Here is a 15945-nt window from a genome sequence, read left to right as displayed (position 1 = left end):
ATGTCTGAGGCCAATCATGCTCTAAATATGGGGAGAGTTGACCGTGCGAAGCGGTCGGCCCCATAAGACCGAGCCAACAAAAGGCTCGAAGTGAGGCTGTAACCCAGCGAGCGCGGTAAGAGCGAGTTGCCGCTCCGATGGTGCACAAGCAGTGAGGGGGAGGAAGGAGCCGCAGGAGCGAGTTTGGCATCCGATTTCAACCGCCAGAAGCGGTGGGAAAAAGAAATCGGAGGACAAGAGAGCACCAAGGTCCTACCGCCACCGAACGTCTGCTGTGCATGCAAGCTGTCCTATTAAGGTGCACTAACGCAGATAGACACTTAAGATTCATCTGTACTGGCCTGTCTGAGGCCAATCATGCTCTAAATATGGGGAGAGTTGACCCTGCGAAGCGGTCGGCCCCATTAGACCGAGCCAATAAAAAGGCTCGAAGTGAGGTTGTAACCTAGCGAGCGCGAAAAGAGCGAGCTGCCGCTCTAAGGGTGCACAAGCAGAGAGGGGGAGGAAGGAGCCGCAGGAGCGAGTTTGGCATCCGATTTCAACCGCCAGGAGCGGTGGGAAAAGAAATCGGAGGACAAGAGAGCGCCAAGGCCCTACCACCCCCGAACGTCCGCTGTGCATGACAAAGCTGGCCAGTAGCTCTGCGGCTAGCCCTGCATTACATGGGGAGAATTGACCGTACGAAGCGGTCAACCCCATAAGACCGAGCCAACAAAAGGCTCGAAGTGAGGTTGTAACCCAGCGAGCGCGGTGAGAGCGAGCTGCTGCGCCAAGGTGCACAAGCAGAGAGGGGGAGGAAGGAGCCGCAGGAGTGAGTTTGGCATCCGATTTCAACCGCCAAGAGCGGTGGGCAAAAGAAATCGGAGGACAAGAGAGCACCAAGGCCCTACCACCCCCGAACGTCCGCTGTGCACCACCCAAAAAGGTTTTCGTTTTTTGCGCAATTGGGTTACATCCCCAAACTTCGAGCCAAACAACATTTGAAAGGGGAGCATTCCCATGACTGATTCTATTACATTTACTAATCCCATTCTGGAGCAGCGCGCTGATCCTTGGGTGTACCGTCATACAGACGGTTACTATTATTTTTCTGCTTCTGTACCAGCCTTTGATCGGATTGAGATCCGTCGAGCAGAGACTTTGGAAGAGTTAAGAGATGCCAAGCCAGTAACGGCTTGGACCAAGCGTGACACGGGGCCGATGAGTGCCAACATCTGGGCACCGGAGATTCATTTTATCGATGGCAAATGGTACATACACTACGCTGCGGCTCACACCAGTGAGACCAACGAAGGACTGTTCGATCATCGGATGTATGTTTTGGAGAACGATTCCGCGAATCCACTCGAAGGAGAATGGGTAGAAAAGGGACAGATACACACACGGTGGGAATCATTCGCGCTGGATGCAACAACCTTTGAACATAAAGGAATACGCTATCTGGTCTGGGCACAAAAAGATCCGGATATTGTGGGCAACTCGAACCTGTACATTGCCGAAATGGAAAACCCTTGGACGCTACGCGGCGAACAGGTCATGATCTCTACGCCTGAGTACGATTGGGAAATCATCGGTTTTAAGGTGAATGAAGGCCCGGCTGTGATGCATCGTAATGGAAGGTTATTCATTGGATACTCGGCGAGCGCGACCGATTACAATTACTGTATGGGTCTGCTCACCGCAGATGAAAATGCCGACTTGCTTGATCCGGCCAGCTGGGTGAAATCACCCGAGCCGGTATTCCAGACTTGTGAAGCGAACGGTCAATACGGTCCGGGCCATAACAGCTTTACGGTGTCACCGGATGGAAAGACCGATATTCTGATTTATCATGCCCGTAATTACAAAAACATCGAGGGTGATCCTTTGTATGATCCGAACCGTCACGCCCGTGCTCAAGTGATTCGTTGGCGTGAAGATGGCACACCTGATTTCGGTGTTCCGGCACCGGATGGCAGCGCAGTAGCGGAAGCAAAATAAGAGGTCGTTTAACCTTTCATACGAGAGTCCTTAGTTAGCGAGTGATGCTGATTAAGGGCTCTTCTGTATGTGAACGATAAGATAGAGCGGCCTGAACATATGTGTCCTGGACACAAATCAAAGCAACCACAACCATGATCTCTGCGTATGAGAAAGATACAGATTACGATGCAGAACCTATTAGGAGGATCAAATATGGATTCACGCGAGGCGTTGGATAAGGAACTTGAACAGATTTTGAAATGGGAAAAACAACAGAAGGACTTGTTTATATGGGATAAAATCGGGCGTTTGCCCTTTGCGATGTTGGATAAAGTGATGCCTAAAGCGCTGAAACAGAAGATAGGAGATTCCCTGAACGACGTGGGTCAGTATGTACAGCATGGGGGCAAGTTCCTCGTACAGAAGAAAAAAGTAGCCAAGCTGCTGCAAGAGGAAGCAGAGAAGTCCGGTTATTCCATGATGGACACGACCTATCGTCTGGAGCAGGAAGCTGAAGCGGAGGGAACAGCGAAAATTCATAGTGTGGAGAATCTGCCACTTCAGGTGCTGGACCAGGTTGCTGATAACATTACCGAGAGTCGAACCAAGTTTGCTGCGGCTCAGGGGGCAGCTACAGGTTTTGGTGGCATTGTAACCATTGCAGCAGATATTCCGTTAGTGATGGGGCTTTCTCTGAAGGTACTGCAGGAGATGGCACTATGTTACGGTTATGACCCAGATGAACCGCTGGAGCGTATCTTTATTGTCAAATGTCTGCAATTCTCTTCTGCCGATATTGTGGGCAAGAAAGCCATTATTGAAGAACTCGCCGCTTACGACGATCCGGACAAGCCAATTGAAGTGGTATCGCAGATGCAGGGGTGGCGGGAAGTGTTTAACTCCTACAGTGAATCCTTTGGCTGGAAGAAGCTGTTCCAACTCGTGCCGATTGCCGGCATGGTGTTTGGTTCCGTGAGCAACAAAAATACAATTCGAGATGTAGCCGAAGCAGGCAAAATGTTGTACAAAAAACGGCTGATTCTTCAGCGTTTGAAATAAGGTTAAAGAAGAAGTAGTCTTATAGAAGAATATTTATATTGAAAGAGTTGAATTTGATATGTTAAACAAACAGGGTTTCTATGATCTTTTAGATCGCAATAATATCGTTTACGAAAGTATTGAACATCCCGCAGTATACACGATGGAGGAAATATTCTCTTATCAGATTCCACATACAGAACGTATTGTTAAAAATCTGTTTCTGCGTGATGACAAGAAGCGCAACTATTATCTGGTGACGATTGCTGGAACGAAGTCCGTTGATTTGAGAAGTTTAAGCGAAAAGATACCTAGCCGCAAACTCAGTTTTGCTAGTGAAAAGGATTTGTTGGAGTTACTCGGATTGGAAAAAGGGCACGTGAACCCTATGGGAGTGTTTAATAACATACAGAAAAACGTGACCGTAGTTTTTGACAAGGATCTAGTAGGTCAGAAAATCGGAATTCATCCGATGGAAAATACGGCAACGGTATTCCTTGAATTTGAAGATGTGAAGGAACTAATTACAGCTCAAGGTAGCAACGTTGTCATGTGTGACGTGGAATAAACGGTTGAAGCTAAATACGAAAACAACCAATATAAAAAAGGGTTCCTGCAAGTCTGTGAATACAGAGTTGGCAAGAACCCTTTTGTTTTGGTTCAAACATTTTATTCATACTGTAAATGCAGGTGACTAAAGTGAAATCTAACGAACTCAGCAGACGTTATTCGGCGATATTTCACTAATCCCGATTTCTAAAGAATCTCAGACACGTTATTTCTGCATTTCAACGCACATTCCAAGGTTTTCGGCCTTTTTCTCGGGAATAGCGTTGCTCAGATTCTTTAGATTGCGAAACCAGCAGTATTCGTTCAAATAAGTGCTGTCAGGTTCGTTAGCGCAAGATAACGTCTTATAAGGGCGATGCTGCCACGTAAGGATTGGATCTAATATAGAATAAAAAATGGACACCTGTTGATGTATTTTTTACTCTTCACTACTGTTTTCTTTTGCCCAGATATTCAGCAATTTATCGGATGGAAGCAAGAACGTGAAGATCCCGAGCAGGGGCAGGAAGCTGCACATCTGCATTACTGGTGATACACCGAAGACATCAATCCAGTTCCCTAGGACGAGTGCACCTAGCCCTCCCATACCAAATGCGAGACCTGTGATCAGGCCAGAGACCGTTCCGATTTTGCCTGGAATCAGCATTTGCGCGTATACAACAGTAACCGAGAAGCTGGATAACATGATAAAACCAATAATGGTTAGCAGTACGCCTGTCCAGAACAGATTCGCATAGGGCAACAACAGAGCCAGAGGAGCAGCTCCGGCCATGGACAGGAAGATCAGGTTACGTTTGCCGAATCGATCCGCCAAGGGGCCTCCGAAGAACGTACCCAGTGCTCCGGCAGCCAGGAACAAGAAGATATAGATCTGCGCGTCCTCTGTGGACAATCCAAAAGTATCTTTCAGATTAAACGCATAGAAGCTGCCAATGGAAGCGATATACCAGGAACGAACAAAGACGAGCAAGATCAATAGCGTAATGGCGGCAGTAATCTTTTTGCGCAAAGCAGGATTGGGTGCACGACGGGCAGCAGCCTGTCTACGCAGATATCCTCCCGATTGCAGCATACGTCCATACCAACGGGCTATGTAGATCTGAACTGCAATCCCCATGGCAGCAATGCCTGTAAATCCAATGGCACCGAACAGTCCAAACGGGATAAAGATCCAGCGTGTAAGCAATGGGGCAAGGGACTGCCCGGCGTTACCACCAACTTGGAAGATGGACTGTGCCAGTCCACGGCGTTGACCAGCAGCCATATGGGATACCCGTGAACCTTCCGGATGGAAAGCGGCGGAACCTAGACCGACAAAGATAACGGAGATCAGGACAGCCATATAACTGTCAGCGAAAGCCAACAGCAACATGCCGGTAAATGTAAAACCCATGCCAATGGGCAGGATAGATGGTGTCGGTTTTTTATCAGCAAACCAGCCTACGACAGGCTGCATAATGGAAGCGGTAAAGTTAATAGCAAATGAGATCCATCCGATCTGAGTATACGTGAGATGCATAGAGTCTTTCAAAATCGGAAAAATGGCGGGAATAACCGACTGGATCGAATCATTGAACAGATGAACCAGACTTATTGCAATGAGTATCCGGTAAACGGTGCTTTGGGCATCCGATCCGGGTGGGGCTTTCGAACGCGCTGTGGCGTCCTTGGTTAAAGTGGATTGAGTAGACATGTACAATTCTCCTTTGGTCGCGGTCACGAGGGATCAGCGCCTGATGTTGTAATATATGCGTGTAAGCATATTGTTACATAATAGGATAGATTGATTGGACCGACAAGGGGAACAAGGGAAAACGTTGATGAATTGAACTCTATTTCCGAGGTGTTTATTAATAGCATTACATTTACAAAAGAAACGTATTACTTTAGCATCTACTGTAAGAAGACCCATATTTATGTGTAAGAAGGATAGAGGAGGGATGGATATGAAATCCTTATCACCTTATGAATCCGCTAAACGTGAGTTGGTGATGACTATTTTGTATATGGCTGTAATAACGTTTCAGGCTATCTATGTAGCACCGAAATCTCTATCTGCTGCTATCGTCATATTTATCATTTTTCAGCCAATTGGTGTTTTGATGTTGAGACATTACGTCAAAAAAGTCAGAGAACTAAAGGACGATCAGTCTACTTGAAAGTGTCTCCAAGCTTAGGATTGAGACAAGGAGGTTCTACAGGTTTATACTAAAAAGCCGAACTTCTTAAGCTATATAAGCTGAATTAATCATTTACACGATAACGGAGAGGACAGAAAAAACCTGAAAAAGCGAAGCGTTCGCCTAAAAGCTTTCTGAAAGAAAGCTGCATCGGAAGCATACGCCATCCCCGGATTTTCCCCTTTAGGAAAGGGAATGGAAAAAATCTGGGGATAACAGCGATTGGAAGGTTGTTCTGTCATCGTAGTGCCAGTGTAAATAATCTTTAGTTCAACTTATATAGCAGAGTTCGGCTTTTGGCATTCTATGATTCTATCTTATACAGAATAGATGAACCTGACGGATTAACGATTATCAATTGTCTCCGGATACATATCATGATTCATCATGCGGTGCTCAGCCATTTGCTCATACTTCGTTCCTGGCTTACCATAGTTCGTGTAAGGGTCAATGGAAATGCCGCCGCGCGGTGTGAATTTGCCCCATACTTCGATGTAGCGTGGGTCCATCAGCTTGATCAGGTCGTTCATGATGATATTCACACAATCCTCGTGGAAGTCACCATGGTTACGGAAGCTGAACAGGTACAGCTTGAGTGATTTACTCTCGACCATTTTGATATCAGGAATGTAACTGATATAGATCGTCGCAAAGTCCGGCTGACCCGTAATCGGGCACAGGCTGGTGAACTCCGGGCAGTTGAATTTTACAAAATAATCGCGGTACGGATGTTTGTTATCAAAGCTCTCCAGAATGCCCGGATCATATTCAAACGTATATTTTACGTTCTGGTTGCCCAGCAACGTCACATCTTGCATCTCATCAGGTTGTCTCATCGGTTATTAAACGCTCCTTGTTTCCGCCAAAGCCCAAAGCCTCGCGGTATATATGAATAGGCCATTTTGCCTGTTAAATTCTCTTTTTTTCTAAGGACATTTCATCCTCATCCTTACATCATGCCGCCCATTCCACCCATACTGCCCATCACACGCCGCGTTTGTTGCCCCATACCAACGTATGAAGCTGCGGAAGCAAGCGAACGTTGTTCAGGTCATCAGATGCACTAACTTGGTCAATCAGCCACTCATAACGAGCAAGTAGCGAGGACGCCAGATCTGGCGTATCGGCAGAAGTCACATCCGGGTTCCCGGTTTGTAAAAATAAATCCGTGCCCGGATACCGTGCATGCACACGGCGGGCATAATCCAAATCGGTCTCATCGAAGATCACGATCTTCAGACTATGACTTCGTTCTACCGGGCCAGCGGCCAGCCTTTCGATCAGATCATCCAGCACGGCCCAATCGGTGTCCATGCCGGAGCTGGGTGGCTTGGGCGAGACAGTGACTTCGTCAATGTCCGCCAGCCAAGGCTGCCAGCGGGAGCCCTGCGTCTCCACCGCAGTGCGGATGCCGTTCTCCCGCAGCAGGGCAACCAACCCGCCCAGCGAAGCGAGCAGGGCGGGATTACCGCCAGAGATGGTGACATGGGAGAAACGCGTGCCGCCAACGCGGCGCAATTCTTCCCATACATCCTCTGGCGTAATCATCCGAATCTGGTCCTTGCCACTGCCGTCCCAGGTAAAGGCCGAGTCGCACCAGGAGCAGCGATAATCGCAGCCCGCGGTGCGAACAAACATCGTTTTTTGCCCGATGACCATGCCTTCGCCCTGAACCGTCGGGCCAAAAATCTCCATCACGGGAATACGAGCCTCTTTGCGAGTTCCCGTCTCATTCACCTGCTTTGTCACACTACTCATCGATCATCCACTCCCGTCTCGCTTCCGCGTAACTGGTTGGTGTCTCGAAGAGTCGGACAAACTCCGTCCGACCACCATCGGTCAGCCCGGCATAGGGTTCTGTCTGGAGCGCATGTTCCATCTGTTCGAACAGCCAAACGACCATATTTTCAGCCGTTGTATTCATTAAAGGAAGTGTCTCGTTAAGGTACTGATGATCCAGATATCCCTCAATCTGAGTTTTCCATATATCTTTGATATGTCCAAAATCAACCGTCAGCCCGGTTTCACCCGGATAACCGCTGATGCCAAAAATAACTTTATACGTATGACCGTGCAGGTTCTTGCACTTGCCTTCATAACAATGCAGGTGATGTGCTGCGTCAAAGGTAAATTCTTTGCTTACAAGCACACGTTTGCGGTGATAGCGCAGCTGGGTGGGTAGAATATCTTCTCCGATGCGTTGCAGATGCTCTACAATACGGAATGTTCCAGGTTCTCTCATCGTACATCCACTCCCGCCGATTCAGCAGCAGAACGTTGCTGTACATAGCGATCCAGTCCGGCTTTGCGTAGTTTGCAAGCAGGGCATTCTCCGCATCCATCGCCGATCACGCCGTTGTAACAGGTCAGGGTACGCTCGCGTACATAATCAAAGGCACCGAGATCATCGGCCATCTTCCACGTTTGGGCTTTGTCCAGCCACATGAGCGGGGTATGAATGACAAATGGATAGTCCATCGACAGGTTAAGCGTCACATTCATCGATTTCACAAATGAATCCCGGCAATCCGGGTATCCGCTGAAATCCGTCTCGCATACACCTGTAACCAGGTGACGTGCTCCTTTTTGCTTTGCCATAATGGCCGCAAAACTGAGGAACAGCAGATTCCGTCCATCCACAAATGTACTCGGCAGTTCGCCTTCTTCATGCGTAATCTCGACATCCGTGCGAGTGAGCGCATTGGGGGCAAGCTGATTTAACAGGCTCATATCGAGCACCGTTTGCTGTACACCCAGATCACGAGCAATCTCGGCTGCACATTCAATCTCCTGCTTGTGGCGCTGACCGTAATCAAACGTAACAACCTCGACTTCGGCAAACTGTTGTTTGGCCCAGAACAGACACGTGGTGCTATCCTGACCGCCGCTGAATACAACGACTGCTTTTTCTTCGTTCAACATAAAAAAACCTCTCTATCTTCTTGAGATCAAACCATGCACGTAGGCATAGAGTGTCGGAAGAACAGAGAAGTTCATGAACTGGCATCCATCAAAAAACACACCTTCTCGATAACCGCTTCAAAAAAGCAGGTAAGAGTCAGTGTCCTTAGTTTTTTACGTACATTCCGTTAAGTAACGTGTACGCAAGACTTATACTGACCATCACATGGTCAAGTCTTATAGAGGGAGTTCGCGAACCTCTCCCATGCCACAGGCATGGATTTTCTTCTTCAATTGTCTGAACCATTATAACATGAAACCGCGTGGTGACCACCCCACTGGAGCATAGTGGCAGCTAATCGGTCGGCTCCATCAACTAACAGCTTATTTGATCAGTTTATTTTATCAATACATTGCCGAAAGGGATCACTTCTTTCAGAATTCGTTTGAACAGTCCCTCATCGTTAAGATCCTGTTCCAAGCGGTGATTCTCACGTCCAGCCTGAAAGAGTACAGATCCATGTCCTGTCATCTTCCAATGATAATTCATATGCTGACTGGCAAGGTTGTTACCATATACGGTGAGTTCCAGATGTGCATTTTCGGGATAGGCAATAATGCTGCCAGCATCCACATAGAGCGGCGCTGTCGGGTGAAGCTCCTGTTGGCAGACCTGGCCTTGAGTGAGCAATCCGATTTTGCCTTTGCCGGAAAATTTCATTTTCACTGCATCACGGGTGATCAGCATGTTTTTGATTTTCTGAATTTTGGTATGCATGGTTACACCATCAGAGTAGAAGAACAGGTGGCGGAAGTCATAGAGCAGATCACTGTCCTCCGTGAGCTCCACTTCCTTCATCGTGAATCCGGGAGGCAGGGCAGCCACAAATTGGCAAGGTCCGGTAATTTCGGATTTAATCAGCTTTTTTTTGCGATATATGCCCGTGATATTCATGAATTTATCATTGCGACTCCCACTTGGACCGCGGAAGGCCACAATTTGCTGCGGATGCAAAATATGGAGGCGGTCATCTTTAATCAGTGAAAATGTGACAACTTGTCCAGCTCCGCCTGCTTCAGCATTGTTCAGGTGTATGTTCATGCAGTTGCTCCTGTTCTTTTATACTCGGCCGGAACGGCGACGCATTCCCCAGCGCATCACACGAATCAGAACAAAGTAACCCAATATGAGAGAAACGACAGTGATGATCGTCGTCTGAATTCGTTTGGTGGTAGCTGCTTTGGCATTCTGGTCGTCCTGTAATTTACTTACCATTTCAGTGAGTTTCTGGTTCTGAGCCAGCAGTTGTTCGTTCTGGGTCTTAAATGCTTCGACATTGGCCTGGGCTTGTCCCAACTGAGCAGACGTTTGATTTAATTGCTCCATCGTTTGTTTATAACTTTCCTGCAGAGCATTCACTTCTCCGGGCAGTTCGGAGACTCGCTCCCATCCGCTGTATATATCCGTAAAAATATTGGCACTGGCTGCACTTACTGTCGAAGCGATCGAAACGGTAAATAGAATGCATGTGGTGAATAACACCCGAATGAAATAACCCTGAATGGATTTTGGCATCGTTAACACCTCTTTCTTCGGTTAGATAGATCCATCGCCGAATTCGTCGTCTATTGTTGAAATACGGCTCTTACATTATACGTCAAAACCGGGATGATGGGTTCAAGATGATATCGTTTTATTACCCGAAATATATAAAATTATTTAGGAGAAGGGCTGTTTAACTTGCAAATCTGTGGGGTAATAGAACGATAGGCAAGCACACCGGACCGTTTTAACAGATCTTTTACTTCAGTTCCGGGTGCATGCTATTCACAAATGCGCAATTTAATGAACGATACCAATATATCCGATTGAATATAAGATCGTGAACATGAAGGAGTAGAAACATATGTACACAACAGATCAGAATACATCAACCAAAACGATCATGATCACTGTGAATGGAGAGCCAGTAGGGCGTAAGCTGGTCATTGACAGTGTCACCTATGCACCGGTAACCGAAGCAGATGGTACACAATATTTACACAAAATGGGAATCGATCATCCTACTGTTTAATTTGGGACTTGTCATAGATAAGTGATTGATAAGCTTGGCCTAGTGCCAGGCTTTTTCGTCGTTTATTGTCGTATTGAGACGGATTTAGGGATATAAAACTAATATATTGGAAAAATTTAATGAGAACATGTGTTCCGTGACAATATAGTGTCCATTCACCCTGATAACTTAGAAGATAATACACATAAATCGGGGGAGAGACTACCAGTGAACTCAGTCTTTGAAGTATCTTATTCGTGGAATAAAGAGGCCATACCGACAGGGGGAGCCGACCCCGTATATATGATGGTAGAGTGGCGTAACGGTGCCCCTGCCAAAAGACTTAGGAAAATAGCACCCAAAATTGTATCAAGAGATTTGGAACTTTTGCTCAAACCGGAATATGGAGTACAGCTAAAAGGCATCTATGGATGTCGTTCCAAAGAAACGGATATTGGCTGGTTATTGAGACTTGGGGATATGTACAAGGGAGAGAGTAAACAAATTTTGCTTGAATTCGTCATGGGACCCCGTGTATCAGGAAAAGCTGCCGTATGTTCAGCCTACTGGAGCACAAGGAAGTTGAAGCAAAGTCAACGTGTATTGTTACGAAGAGAACAGTTGTATATTCAGTACACCAGTCATCTGGGCATGCTGCGACAACCGGAAGATCCCAAGGTGGAGAAGACGATCAAATTAAGTGAAACCGTGCCCCTGATCAAACAAGCCCTGCGCGCCTACGAAAGAGGCCGGGTTCAGGAGGGAAGTAATATGTTGCGTCGCCATGCTGATGCGTTGTTAATTGAAGCTGCGCGGAAGCAAGATCTGGACTATTACGCGGAAGCCGAGATCGTTGAAAAGTTGCGTTATCACTATGAGATAACGTTTACAACCGGATATCATAACCGTGAAAAAAAGATATTAGGCGAATAGGGATGATTTCAGATGGTAACGGTATAGAGAGAGTCTACATATTTGAAGGTGAAGTTTAGGAGAAGGTCGAATGTATGTATCAATATCATATTAAACTATGGATGGAGTTGTATCAAATTTATTGAAACAACATCGTGGAGGGTCCGGCAAAATGACAGACCGACTAATCCGATTAATGCGCATTATCACGCTAGTGCAAGCCAAGCCGGGCATTCTGGCACGTGAGCTTGCCCAGCGATGCGAGACAACGGAAAGGACGATATACCGCGACATGGAGGCCCTCAGTGCAATGCATATCCCGATCGCCAATATGGGACACGGACAAGGGTACATGTTTATCAGCCATTTTGCCATGTATCCGCTAAATTGGTCTGATGAAGAAGCCCAAGCATTCATGCATCTTGCTGAAGTTATGGAGAACATTCGTCCTTTGCTGAAACCTGCTTTTGAGAGCGCTTATGAGAAAGTGGTTGCTTCGAGTCAGAAAAACAAAACAGAACGAGTGGAATGGTCGGAGCAAATTAGTGGATTGTTCAAAGCGGGATTGCCCGCATGGCAAAATGAAAACAACGATTCGCAGAATCAATCCCTGATTACCCTGCTTCAGGCTGGCATTTCACAGAACATCATTGAAGGGGAGTATCTGTCTCAAGGTAAAAAAGGGATCGTACGTATAGACCCTTACTGTCTTATCCCTCGTGAATACAGATTTGAGCTGTTAGGGTATTGTCACCTGTCGGAGAAACTTCGAATATTTCAGGTGAGCCGGCTGCAAAAGATACGGATATTGCCACGCACGTTTCGCAAAGAGGATTATCTGATACAATCCCACTTCCGCATTCCTTGGGCATACGAGGGAAGTACGGAGTGGACTGCATTCAAAATTCGATTTGCACCCCATGCTGTAGAGCGTGTGATGCAGGAACAATTCTTTATACGCCCCATCTTAACCATAGAACCGGAAGGTAGCCTGTTATTTGAAGCCATATTAAGTGATGTTGAGGAATTTCTCGTATGGATATCTAAATATGGACCTGATGCGGAAATTCTCGAACCTGAGATCTGCCGCATTAAGATGAAAGAACGCCTGAACAGCTGGCAACAAATGTACAATAGAAGTTGAGATTAGCATGCAATCTGAAGCAGAACAAAGATGCTAAAACACCAATAAGTACCTACTGTGGACGGTTACTCTTTGGTTTTGAAAAGGCTTGCCAGATTGCCAAAAGGTGATTCTTTCTCTTCATCTTCTGTGGAGCTGGAATAGACAACCTTGGATGTAATGCCCTCATCATCGGCTGCACAGTTGTTTTCGAGAGTGAAACGGTCAAATTGATGCATAAACACCTTGGCTGTATTGATGGCATCATCCAAGGCACGGTGCTGGGTACCATCAAATTCAATTCCGCAGATTTCAAGAGCCTGAGCGAGTCCGAGTTGACGGAACTTGCCTTCTTTACGAACGGTGCGGGACCATTGTTGCTGGAGATCGTTATGATTGGTGATCCAGGCTACATCAAGTTGATGGGTGCGACAATGAGAGATCAGTTTGCTGCGGTCATCGGGTCCCCAGGAACACATGTAATAGGGGTCACTTCCCATCCAGGCAATAAATTGGTTCAATGCTGCCGGAAAAAGAGGGGCTGCATCAATATCTTTCTGCGTGATACCTGTAAACTGAATCGTGTCAGTGGACAGAACAGACTTATTGGAAGGACGAACATACGTATGGAACGTATCCGTTACGACCAATCCATCTGCACTTTCCGTAACTTTGACGGCACCGATATCAATAATTTCAGAAGAATAGCGAGTATTGCGGCTTACCGTGAATTCAAGATCATATATGATATATGGCATAGGACAAACTCCTTTATCGATTAATACCTGTGATAGATTTCTATTTCTCTATATTACAGGGAACGTGCTGCCATGTCAGCCATCGCTAGAGAATTCATTGTATTCGGGTGAATGAACAGTCTGAGTGTTTAATGATCTTTCTGATGCATTTCCGGTTTTGGTAAGTCTTTACTTCACAAAAAGTGGTCGTTATAATGAGGAAAGTTAGGGCTTTCCTATATTTTGTTTGTATTTATGGCAACATAAAAGTAGAATTTTTCGTCTTATTATCAAAACTTCCTAACACCGTTTGAAGTGTTGGGGAGTTTTTTATCATTTATAGCATACTCATGTAGGAAAGGGGAAAAAGTTAGTCGGTTGTTGGTATAACATAGGAAAATTACATTATGAGTTAGTATTATTGAATTTAAAGTACATATGGAGGTTTGTTTCTTTGATTAGTAGAAAATTGAAAATAACAGTAATTACAGCCAGTGTGTTTATTGTTTTAATGAGCGCTGCATATGGTGCATTCTATATTTGGAACAAGAATTATAAATTTAATAATAATTATGTATGGCAGCCTTTGGAGGACGTGCAATCTACACTAAACCTGAAAGATTCCTATAACGTTATTGTAGCTGGAACGGATCCGGAAGGTATTACTGCTGCTTTATCAGCTGCTCGTAATGGGATGCGTGTATTGCTGGTGGAAGCAAGAGATCGCAACATGTTGGGAGGATTGTTGACCGAGGGAGGACTTAATACGCTGGATCTAAATTATTCCCCTGAACAACCGCAGTTATTGAGTAGTTTGCGGGAGCCTGACTTTTTGAACAAAGGCATTTTCCAGGAATGGTTCGACCAGATCGAGGGTAGTTCATTTGATACCAATACAGCGGCTAACATTTTCTATCGGATGGTTCGTTCTGAACCTAATATTGACCTGTTGATGAATGCTAAGGAATTAGTTCCCCTTACTGAACAATCTACGGGAGATCACACGACAATAACGGGTATGAGCATAACTAAAGAAGATGGAACAACTGTTCAGATCTCAACCCGCTCCATCATTGATGCGACGCAAGATGCGGATATTGCAGCAACTGCAGGAGTTCCATATTCCATAGGTAGACAAGATATTGGAGATGGTAAATCCAAAATGGTCTCTACGCTTGTATTCAAGCTAAGCGGTGTTACTGATGAGGTATGGCAAAAGTTTAGGGAAAGAGAGGGAACCGGGGTTGATAAGATGAGTGCTTGGGGGTACGGTGATGCTAGAAAATATGAATCCTCCAATCCACAACATATTAAGATTCGCAGTCTGAATATCGGAAGACAAAATGATGATACAATCTTGATTAATACAATGCAAATCTTTGGGGTAGATCCGTTAGATCCGATATCTGTGAAAAAAGGTCTGGAAATTGGGCGTAAAGAAGCTCCACTAATTGTTGATTTTCTGAAGGGAAATTATGATGAATTTGCAGGGCTACAATATGCTGGAACAGCGAACGAACTTTACGTAAGGGAATCACGTCATATCTATGGCGAGTACCGATTAACATTAGCTGATGTCATGGAGAATCGTGATCATTGGGATGCCATTGGATACGGTTCATACGATATTGATATTCAGAGCACAAGTGTTGGAAATCCCGGCACGATTATGTTGAGTCCGATTCAATATGGTGTACCCTTTCGCTCGCTTGTACCGCTAAAGGTTGATGGTTTGCTCGTCGTTGGACGTGCAGCAAGTTTTGATACAATCCCACACGGTAGTGCAAGAGTTGTCCCACTGGGAATGGCAGAGGGGGAAGCAGCAGGAGCGGCGGTCAAGCTGGCATATATCCATAAGGAGTCCTTCCGCGAACTCTCAACTTCCGAAGAGCGAGCATCTGAACTACGTAAGATGCTGGAGAATCAGGGGATGGATCTGAAAGTACATCGTTTCGAACAGCCTGATTATATGGAACATAAGGATTACAAGGGATTGCTGGCTGCAGCGAGTATGTATATGACTTCAGGCAATTATAATAACGATGGTTGGGAACTGGATAAAGGAATGAATCCAGAACGATTTTTAAGTAAATTGAAAAGAATGCAAGCGATGTTTCCAGAAGCCTACTCAGGCAGTGCCGACCAAGCTCTAGCAAATATGGAGAATGCCGTAACCCTACCTTTAACGTTGGATCAGGCTGCGTATATGTTATGTCTGGCAATGGGATATTCAGAAACGGAAACTTCACTTGAACAGGCACTTACTCATTTGCAAACACAAAACTTTATAAGTGCCGACACGCTTGCTGGCATTACGGACAAGAACAATCTTACCAATGGGGATGCGTTTATGCTCATTCGTGATGTAGTGGAGTATTATTCTGGAGTTGTATTCGACTAATTGGTTGACAATTACTTGTAAATGAACTAATGTGGTCAAAAATGATAACAGCGTTATAACGAGGACA

The 15945-nt window shown here is 45.8% G+C and carries 16 protein-coding genes; 8 read left to right on the top strand and 8 right to left on the bottom strand.

Going from position 1 to position 15945, the window contains the following annotated elements; genetic code table 11:
- Window positions 1–999: 999 nt before the first annotated feature.
- From MKX68_RS04970 to MKX68_RS04960, 3 genes are all read left to right on the top strand, one after another.
- The gene (locus MKX68_RS04970; RefSeq protein ID WP_340909619.1) at window positions 1000–1980 is read left to right on the top strand and encodes a glycoside hydrolase family 43 protein; all 981 of its coding nucleotides are present in this window, start codon (window positions 1000–1002) and stop codon (window positions 1978–1980) included.
- 195 nt (window positions 1981–2175) lie between these two features.
- Window positions 2176–3021, top strand: a complete 846-nt coding sequence (locus MKX68_RS04965; RefSeq protein ID WP_340909616.1) for an EcsC family protein — start codon at window positions 2176–2178, stop codon at window positions 3019–3021.
- A 58-nt stretch (window positions 3022–3079) separates the two neighbouring features.
- Complete coding sequence (locus MKX68_RS04960; RefSeq protein WP_340909613.1) at window positions 3080–3568, top strand: YbaK/EbsC family protein; 489 nt, start codon at window positions 3080–3082, stop codon at window positions 3566–3568.
- A gap of 420 nt (window positions 3569–3988) precedes the next feature.
- Here MKX68_RS04960 and MKX68_RS04955 read toward each other — a convergent pair whose 3' ends face one another.
- Window positions 3989–5263, bottom strand: a complete 1275-nt coding sequence (locus tag MKX68_RS04955) for an MFS transporter (RefSeq protein ID WP_340909611.1) — start codon at window positions 5261–5263, stop codon at window positions 3989–3991.
- Between the two features lie 253 nt (window positions 5264–5516).
- Here MKX68_RS04955 and MKX68_RS04950 point away from each other — a divergent pair, with 253 nt between their 5' ends.
- Window positions 5517–5729 (top strand): hypothetical protein, encoded by a 213-nt coding sequence (locus MKX68_RS04950; RefSeq protein ID WP_340909609.1) that lies wholly within the window; start codon window positions 5517–5519, stop codon window positions 5727–5729.
- Window positions 5730–6094: 365 nt separating this feature from the next.
- On the opposite strand, the gene queF is transcribed toward MKX68_RS04950, so the two are convergent.
- The 6 genes from queF to MKX68_RS04920 form a co-directional block, all read right to left on the bottom strand.
- Window positions 6095–6586 carry a preQ(1) synthase gene (gene queF, locus MKX68_RS04945; RefSeq protein ID WP_076209554.1) on the bottom strand — a complete coding sequence of 164 codons (492 nt, stop codon included), beginning with the start codon at window positions 6584–6586 and terminating at the stop codon, window positions 6095–6097.
- A gap of 148 nt (window positions 6587–6734) precedes the next feature.
- A complete protein-coding gene (queE, locus tag MKX68_RS04940) occupies window positions 6735–7508 on the bottom strand; it encodes a 7-carboxy-7-deazaguanine synthase QueE (protein WP_340909605.1) in 774 nt (257 codons plus the stop codon).
- Window positions 7501–7992, bottom strand: coding sequence for a 6-carboxytetrahydropterin synthase QueD (queD, locus tag MKX68_RS04935; RefSeq protein ID WP_036611465.1), 492 nt, complete (start codon window positions 7990–7992; stop codon window positions 7501–7503). The genes queE and queD overlap by 8 nt, the downstream gene beginning before the upstream one ends.
- Window positions 7989–8669, bottom strand: coding sequence for a 7-cyano-7-deazaguanine synthase QueC (gene queC / locus MKX68_RS04930; protein ID WP_340915287.1), 681 nt, complete (start codon window positions 8667–8669; stop codon window positions 7989–7991). Before queC ends, queD begins: the two co-directional genes overlap by 4 nt.
- 379 nt (window positions 8670–9048) lie before the next feature.
- Window positions 9049–9753: an AIM24 family protein gene (locus MKX68_RS04925; RefSeq protein WP_036668803.1), complete on the bottom strand. Its 705-nt coding sequence runs from the start codon at window positions 9751–9753 to the stop codon at window positions 9049–9051.
- 18 nt (window positions 9754–9771) lie between these two features.
- The gene (locus MKX68_RS04920; protein ID WP_036611459.1) at window positions 9772–10227 is read right to left on the bottom strand and encodes a hypothetical protein; all 456 of its coding nucleotides are present in this window, start codon (window positions 10225–10227) and stop codon (window positions 9772–9774) included.
- A 331-nt stretch (window positions 10228–10558) separates the two neighbouring features.
- Here MKX68_RS04920 and MKX68_RS04915 point away from each other — a divergent pair, with 331 nt between their 5' ends.
- From MKX68_RS04915 to MKX68_RS04905, 3 genes are all read left to right on the top strand, one after another.
- Window positions 10559–10726: a hypothetical protein gene (locus MKX68_RS04915; RefSeq protein WP_340909603.1), complete on the top strand. Its 168-nt coding sequence runs from the start codon at window positions 10559–10561 to the stop codon at window positions 10724–10726.
- Window positions 10727–10933: 207 nt separating this feature from the next.
- Window positions 10934–11638, top strand: a complete 705-nt coding sequence (locus MKX68_RS04910; protein ID WP_339785754.1) for a hypothetical protein — start codon at window positions 10934–10936, stop codon at window positions 11636–11638.
- A gap of 151 nt (window positions 11639–11789) precedes the next feature.
- Window positions 11790–12761, top strand: a complete 972-nt coding sequence (locus MKX68_RS04905) for a helix-turn-helix transcriptional regulator (protein WP_339785752.1) — start codon at window positions 11790–11792, stop codon at window positions 12759–12761.
- 65 nt (window positions 12762–12826) lie between these two features.
- Here MKX68_RS04905 and MKX68_RS04900 read toward each other — a convergent pair whose 3' ends face one another.
- Window positions 12827–13498 carry a 3'-5' exonuclease gene (locus MKX68_RS04900; RefSeq protein ID WP_017690193.1) on the bottom strand — a complete coding sequence of 224 codons (672 nt, stop codon included), beginning with the start codon at window positions 13496–13498 and terminating at the stop codon, window positions 12827–12829.
- 433 nt (window positions 13499–13931) lie between these two features.
- On the opposite strand from MKX68_RS04900, the gene MKX68_RS04895 reads away from it, so the two are divergent.
- Window positions 13932–15878 (top strand): FAD-dependent oxidoreductase, encoded by a 1947-nt coding sequence (locus MKX68_RS04895; RefSeq protein ID WP_340909600.1) that lies wholly within the window; start codon window positions 13932–13934, stop codon window positions 15876–15878.
- Window positions 15879–15945 lie beyond the last annotated feature (67 nt).

It is taken from the genome of Paenibacillus sp. FSL M8-0212 (assembly GCF_038004645.1).
Taxonomy (GTDB): domain Bacteria; phylum Bacillota; class Bacilli; order Paenibacillales; family Paenibacillaceae; genus Paenibacillus.
Note: the sequence above shows the minus strand (reverse complement) of the source record. Positions and strands in the feature narration are given on the sequence as shown.

Bases quoted from the DNA above. Each gene is read 5' to 3' on its own strand.
- MKX68_RS04970 (WP_340909619.1), top strand. From the start codon at position 1,000: ATGACTGATTCTATTACATTTACTAATCCCATTCTGGAGCAGCGCGCT.
- MKX68_RS04965 (WP_340909616.1), top strand. From the start codon at position 2,176: ATGGATTCACGCGAGGCGTTGGATAAGGAACTTGAACAGATTTTGAAA.
- MKX68_RS04960 (WP_340909613.1), top strand. From the start codon at position 3,080: ATGTTAAACAAACAGGGTTTCTATGATCTTTTAGATCGCAATAATATC.
- MKX68_RS04955 (WP_340909611.1), bottom strand. From the start codon at position 5,263: ATGTCTACTCAATCCACTTTAACCAAGGACGCCACAGCGCGTTCGAAA.
- MKX68_RS04950 (WP_340909609.1), top strand. From the start codon at position 5,517: ATGAAATCCTTATCACCTTATGAATCCGCTAAACGTGAGTTGGTGATG.
- queF (WP_076209554.1), bottom strand. From the start codon at position 6,586: ATGAGACAACCTGATGAGATGCAAGATGTGACGTTGCTGGGCAACCAG.
- queE (WP_340909605.1), bottom strand. From the start codon at position 7,508: ATGAGTAGTGTGACAAAGCAGGTGAATGAGACGGGAACTCGCAAAGAG.
- queD (WP_036611465.1), bottom strand. From the start codon at position 7,992: ATGAGAGAACCTGGAACATTCCGTATTGTAGAGCATCTGCAACGCATC.
- MKX68_RS04925 (WP_036668803.1), bottom strand. From the start codon at position 9,753: ATGAACATACACCTGAACAATGCTGAAGCAGGCGGAGCTGGACAAGTT.
- MKX68_RS04920 (WP_036611459.1), bottom strand. From the start codon at position 10,227: ATGCCAAAATCCATTCAGGGTTATTTCATTCGGGTGTTATTCACCACA.
- MKX68_RS04915 (WP_340909603.1), top strand. From the start codon at position 10,559: ATGTACACAACAGATCAGAATACATCAACCAAAACGATCATGATCACT.
- MKX68_RS04905 (WP_339785752.1), top strand. From the start codon at position 11,790: ATGACAGACCGACTAATCCGATTAATGCGCATTATCACGCTAGTGCAA.
- MKX68_RS04900 (WP_017690193.1), bottom strand. From the start codon at position 13,498: ATGCCATATATCATATATGATCTTGAATTCACGGTAAGCCGCAATACT.